The organism is Allostella sp. (assembly GCF_041913585.1).
Lineage (GTDB): Bacteria > Pseudomonadota > Alphaproteobacteria > ATCC43930 > Allostellaceae > Allostella.
The window spans coordinates 13,781-19,258 of sequence record NZ_JAYSFE010000093.1; the positions used below are offsets into that span (position 1 = coordinate 13,781).

5 protein-coding genes are annotated in these 5,478 nt (G+C 72.5%); 4 read left to right on the plus strand and 1 reads right to left on the minus strand.

Annotated features, from left to right (window positions below):
- Positions 1 to 662, plus strand: a 662-nt coding sequence (locus ACE3Q3_RS16820; RefSeq protein WP_374448031.1) for a J domain-containing protein, incomplete at its 5' end; no start/stop codon positions are given.
- Here ACE3Q3_RS16820 and ACE3Q3_RS16825 read toward each other — a convergent pair.
- Positions 632 to 1,939, minus strand: a complete 1,308-nt coding sequence (locus ACE3Q3_RS16825; RefSeq protein WP_374448033.1) for a YihY family inner membrane protein — start codon at positions 1,937 to 1,939, stop codon at positions 632 to 634. The genes ACE3Q3_RS16820 and ACE3Q3_RS16825 overlap by 31 nt on opposite strands.
- Positions 1,940 to 2,086: 147 nt before the next feature.
- Here ACE3Q3_RS16825 and fabI point away from each other — a divergent pair, with 147 nt between their 5' ends.
- The 3 genes from fabI to ACE3Q3_RS16840 form a co-directional block, all read left to right on the plus strand.
- Positions 2,087 to 2,899 (plus strand): enoyl-ACP reductase FabI, encoded by an 813-nt coding sequence (gene fabI, locus ACE3Q3_RS16830; protein WP_374448035.1) that lies wholly within the window; start codon positions 2,087 to 2,089, stop codon positions 2,897 to 2,899.
- 17 nt (positions 2,900 to 2,916) lie between these two features.
- A complete protein-coding gene (aroC, locus tag ACE3Q3_RS16835) occupies positions 2,917 to 3,990 on the plus strand; it encodes a chorismate synthase (protein ID WP_374448037.1) in 1,074 nt (357 codons plus the stop codon).
- 27 nt (positions 3,991 to 4,017) lie between these two features.
- Positions 4,018 to 5,478 (plus strand): molybdopterin-dependent oxidoreductase (locus tag ACE3Q3_RS16840; protein WP_374448039.1); only part of this gene is annotated, 1,461 nt, incomplete at its 3' end.

Consider the following 5,478-nt stretch of genomic DNA (forward strand, 5'->3'; position numbering starts at 1 on the left):
CGGGCCATGGCGGGACGGGCCATGGCGGGACGGGGCAGGCCGGCGGCGGGCGCTTCAATTTCGAGTTCGCCGACGACATCTTCGCCGACCTCTTCGGCCGCGGCCGCCGGCAGCACCAGGCGCCGCCCGACCCGGGCGACGGCCACGGCATCCGGCTGACGCTGCGGGTGCCATTCCTGGAGGCGGCGCGCGGCGGCAAGCGGCCGTTGCAGCTTCCCGACGGCCGCGTCGTCAACGTCACCATCCCGCCCGGGACGGAGGATGGCCAGCAGTTGCGGCTGCGCGGCCAGGCGCCGCCGGAGATGGGCGGCGGCGACGTCTATGTCGCGATCGAGATCGAGCCGCACCCGGACCTGGCCCGCGAGGGTGCCGACATCGTCTCGACGGTGCCGGTGACGCTGGCGGAGGCGGTGCTGGGCGCCACCATCCGCGTCGAGACGATCGACGGCACGGTCGGCCTCAAGGTGCCGCCCGGTGCCAACCAGGGCCGCCGCATGCGGCTGCGCGGCAAGGGCCTCGCGGGTCCCGGCGGGGCCCGTGGCGACCATTACGTGACGCTGGCCGTCACCCTGCCCGAGACGGTGGACGACGAACTGCGCCGGCTCGTCGAGACGTGGTCGGCCAAGCACCCCTACCGGGTGCGCCGCGACGAGGCCGAATAGTCCGGCACCGGTGGCGCCGGCTCGTCGAGGACGGCGGCGATCGGGATGTCGAGGGCGGTCTGCTCGGCCCGGGACAGGCTGCGCATCATGGCGTTGAAGCGCGGCGTCCAGGCGGCCGACGGGAACTCCGGGCCGAGCTCGCCCGCCCGGTGCAGCCCGAGCGCGTGGGCGAGGCCGTCCACCGTCGCCTCGTGCAGGTCGCGCGCGAGCAGCCAGCGGCCGCCCCCCGTCGGCGCCACGTAGCCCGCCTCGTAGAGGGCGTGCAGCCGGTCGTCGACCATGGTGGCGGCGAGGCCGAGCCGGCGCGCCAGTTCGCGCACGCGGCGGCCGCCCGGCGCGCGCAGCCCGTCGAGGATGGCGAGGCTGAGCGCCAGCGTCAGGGTGTGCGTGCCGGAGGTCCGGCCGCCGAACCGCTCGGCCCGCCAGTCGGGCAGGCCGGCCGCGACCACGGCGCCGAACAGCACGACGGCCCAGGTCAGGTACATCCAGAGCAGGAAGATCGGCAGGGCGGCGATGGCGCCGTAGACCGCCTGATAGCTGACGAAGCGGGTGACGTAGTAGCCGAAGCCCGACTGGATGAGCTGGAACAGCACGGCGGCGACCAGCCCGCCCATGATGCCGTCGCCCCAGCGCACCGTCCGGTTCGGGATGATGAGGTAGAGCCCGGAGAAGGCGGCGACGGAGAGCAGGAACGGGAAGCCCCACGCCGCCCGGGACAGCACCACGCCCAGCCCCGCCTCCTCGGCCAGCGCCAGCACCCGGCTCGACAGCGACAGGCTGGCGCCGAGCAGCAGCGGGCCGAGCGTCAGGATCGCCCAGTAGGCGAGGATGCGGCCGAGCCACGGCCGCTCGGTCGGCACCCGCCAGATGAAGTTGAAGCGCCATTCGATGGTGGCGAGCAGCAGCACCGCGGTGACGGCGAGGCCGACGATGCCGACCGCGGTCAGCTGCACGGCCGCGCCCGCGAACTGGGTGACGTAGGTGTCGACGACCTCGCCGACCTGGGGGACGAGGTTGCGCAGGATCATCTGCGAGATCGCCTGGCGCGCGTCGGCATAGAGCGGAAAGGCGGTGAGCGCCGACAGGCCGACGGCGAAGGCGGGCACGATCGCCAGCAGCGACGTGTAGCTGAGCGAGCCGGCCGCCTCCAGGCAATGGTCGAAATAGAAGCGGCGGAGCGCGTAGAGGCTGAATCCGCCGGTCATGCGCAGCCGGTCGGCCACGGCCCGGACGCCGCGGCGGAGCGAGGCTTCCCAGTCGGAGCGGGTGCGGTTCATGGGCGAACAAAGGTCATGGTTCGACTATATAGCGTGGCCCGGTCCGGCGACGGGCGTCGAGATGGCGGCGGGTCGGCCGCGTTGCCGGTCCGATTCGATGGTGTAGGATGCCCGCCGTCCGCGGGATCGATTGCGAGCGAGGCACGCATGCAGGAAGCACGGCCGCTGATGGCCGGCAAGAGGGGCCTGATTATGGGGGTGGCCAACGACCGCTCGATCGCCTGGGGCGTCGCCCAGGCGGTGGCGGGCGCCGGTGCCCGCCTCGCCTTCACCTATCAGGGCGACGCGTTGGAGAAGCGGGTGCGGCCGCTGGCCGAGCAGGTCGGCTCGGACGTGCTGCTGCCGTGCGACGTCCTCGACGAGGCCAGCCTCGATGCCGTCTTCGCCAGCCTCCAGGAAAAGTGGGGTGGGCTCGATTTCCTGGTCCACGCCATCGCCTATTCCGACAAGGAGGAGCTGAAGGGGCGCTACGTCGATACCAGCCGGGACAATTTCGTCCAGTCGATGCTGGTGTCCTGCTACTCCTTCACCGACATCGCGCGCCGCGCCGCGGCGATGATGGGACCGGGCGGCGCGATGGTGACCATGACCTACTACGGCGCCGAGAAGGTGATGCCGCACTACAACGTCATGGGCGTCGCCAAGGCCGCGCTGGAGGCGAGCGTGCGCTACATCGCGGCCGACCTCGGCGGCGACGGTATCCGCGTCAACGCCATCTCCGCCGGGCCGATCAAGACGCTGGCCGCCTCGGGGATCGGCGACTTCCGCTACATCCTGAAGTGGAACCAGTACAACGCGCCCCTGAAGCGGAACGTCACCATCGAGGACGTCGGCGGCTCCGGGCTCTATCTCCTCAGCGACCTCGCCTCCGGGGTGACGGGCGAGGTGCATCACGTCGATTGCGGCTACCACGTCGTCGGCATGAAGAACGCATCGGCGCCCGACATCGCCACGGTCTGACGGGCGGCCGCCGCTCCATGTCCTTCAACACCTTCGGGCATCTCTTCCGCTTCACCACCTGGGGCGAGAGCCACGGGCCGGCGCTGGGCGTCGTCGTCGACGGGGTGCCGCCGCTGATCCCGCTCGCCGAGGACGACATCCAGGTCTGGCTCGACCGCCGCAAGCCCGGCCAGTCGCGATTCACGACCCAGCGCCGCGAGCCGGACCGGGTCGAGATCCTGTCCGGCGTCTTCGAGGGCGTCACCACCGGCACGCCGATCAGCCTGATGATCCGCAACGAGGACCAGCGGTCCAAGGACTATGCGGAGATCAAGGACAAGTTCCGGCCCGGCCACGCCGACTTCACCTACTGGGCCAAGTACGGCATCCGCGACTATCGCGGCGGCGGCCGGTCCTCGGCGCGCGAGACGGCGGCCCGGGTCGCCGCCGGCGCCGTCGCCCGCAAGGTGCTGGGCGAGACGGTCCAGGTGCGCGGCGCGCTCGTCCAGATCGGCCCGCACGCCATCGACCGCGCGCGCTGGGACTGGGACGCGGTCGAGGACAACCCCTTCTGGTGTCCCGACCGGGTGACGGCGCAGAGCTGGGAAGGCTATCTCGACGGCGTCCGCAAGGCGGGGTCGTCGGCGGGCGCGGTCATCGAGATCGTCGCCGACGGCGTGCCCGCGGGCCTCGGCGCGCCGATCTACGGCAAGCTCGACAGCGACATCGCCTCCGCCTTCATGAGCATCAATGCCGTCAAGGGCGTCGAGATCGGCGCCGGCTTCGCCGCGGCCGCGCTCTCCGGCGAGGAGAATGCCGACGAGATGCGCATCGAGGACGGCCGGCCGCACTTCACCTCCAACCAGGCGGGCGGCATCCTCGGCGGCATCGCCACCGGCCAGCCGGTGGTCGCCCGCTTCGCGGTCAAGCCGACGAGCTCGATCCTGGCGCCGCGCCGCACCGTGACCGTCGCCGGCGAGGAGACGGAGATCGTCACCAAGGGCCGCCACGACCCCTGCGTCGGCATCCGCGCCGTGCCGGTCGGCGAGGCGATGATGGCCTGCGTGCTGGCCGACCACCTGCTGCGCCACCGCGCCCAGATCGGGCGCTGACCCGCGTCCGCTTCGGGAGAGTTCGTCATGGACGACGGCGCGATCCGCGTTTCCCACAGTTCGCACTGGGGCGCCTTCACCGCCTGGAAGACGGGCGACGGCGTCGCCGTGGCGCCGCATCCGGCCGATCCCGACCCGTCGCCCCTGCTGGCGAACATCCCGGCAGCGGCGCGCCACCCGGCGCGCATCGCCCGGCCGATGGTGCGGCGCGGCTGGCTGGAGCGCGGGGCCGGGCCGGACCCGATGCGCGGCCGCGAGGAATTCGTCGCCGTCCCCTGGGACGAGGTGCTGGACCGGGTCGCCACCGAGCTCGCCCGCGTCTATGACGGGCCCGGGCCGGAGGCGGTGTTCGGCGGCTCCTACGGCTGGTCGAGCGCCGGGCGCTTCCACCACGCTCAGAGCCAGGTCCATCGCTTCCTCAACCTGCTCGGCGGCTATGTCCGCTCGGTCAACAGCTACAGCGCCGGGGCGGCGGCCGTCATCCTGCCGCGCGTGCTCGGCAACTTCGTCGACTATGCGAGGCGCAGCTTCGCCTGGTCCCACCTGGAACGGGAAACCGACCTCGTCGTCGCCTTCGGCGGGATGGCGATCAAGAACGCCACCGTCGGCAGCGGCGGCACCAGCCGCCACCTCGCCCGCGGCCATATCGCCGCCGCCCGCCGCCGGGGGGCGGAGTTCGTCGTCGTCGGCCCCTTGCGCGACGACCTGCCCGCCGAGGCCGAGGCGGAGTGGCTGCCGATCGCGCCCGGCACCGACACCGCGCTGATGCTGGGCCTCGCCCACACCCTGGTGGCGGAGGGGCTCCACGACCGCGCCTTCCTCGACCGCTTCACCGCCGGCTACCCGGTGTTCGAGGACTATCTCGCCGGGCGCGCCGACGGGGTCGCCAAGGACGCCGACTGGGCGGCGCCGATCTGCGGCATGGCGGCCGAGGCGATCCGGGCGCTCGCCCGGCGGATGGCCGGCCGGCGCACCCTCGTCGTCGTCAGCCAGTCGCTGCAGCGCGCCGAGCATGGCGAGCAGCCGATCTGGATGGCGCTGACCCTGGCGGCGATGCTGGGACAGGTCGGTCTGCCGGGCGGCGGCTTCGCCTACGGCCTGGGCTCGCTCGCCAATATCGGCAAGCCGGCGCTCGACGTGCCGACGCCGACCCTGTCGCAAGGGCAGAACCCGATCCGGCCCTTCATCCCGGTCGCCCGCATCGCCGACATGCTGCTCCATCCGGGCGAGCCCTTCGACTATGACGGCCGGCGCATGACCTACCCGGACATCCGGCTGGTCTACTGGGCGGGCGGCAACCCGTTCCACCACCACCAGGACCTGGCGCGGCTGCGCCGGGCCTTCGCCCGCGTCGACACGCTGATCGTGCAGGATTCCGTGTGGACGGCGACGGCGCGCCACGCCGACATCGTGCTGCCGGCGACCGTGACGCTCGAGCGCGACGACATCGGTGCCGCCGCCTTCGACGCCAACATGGTGGCGATGAAG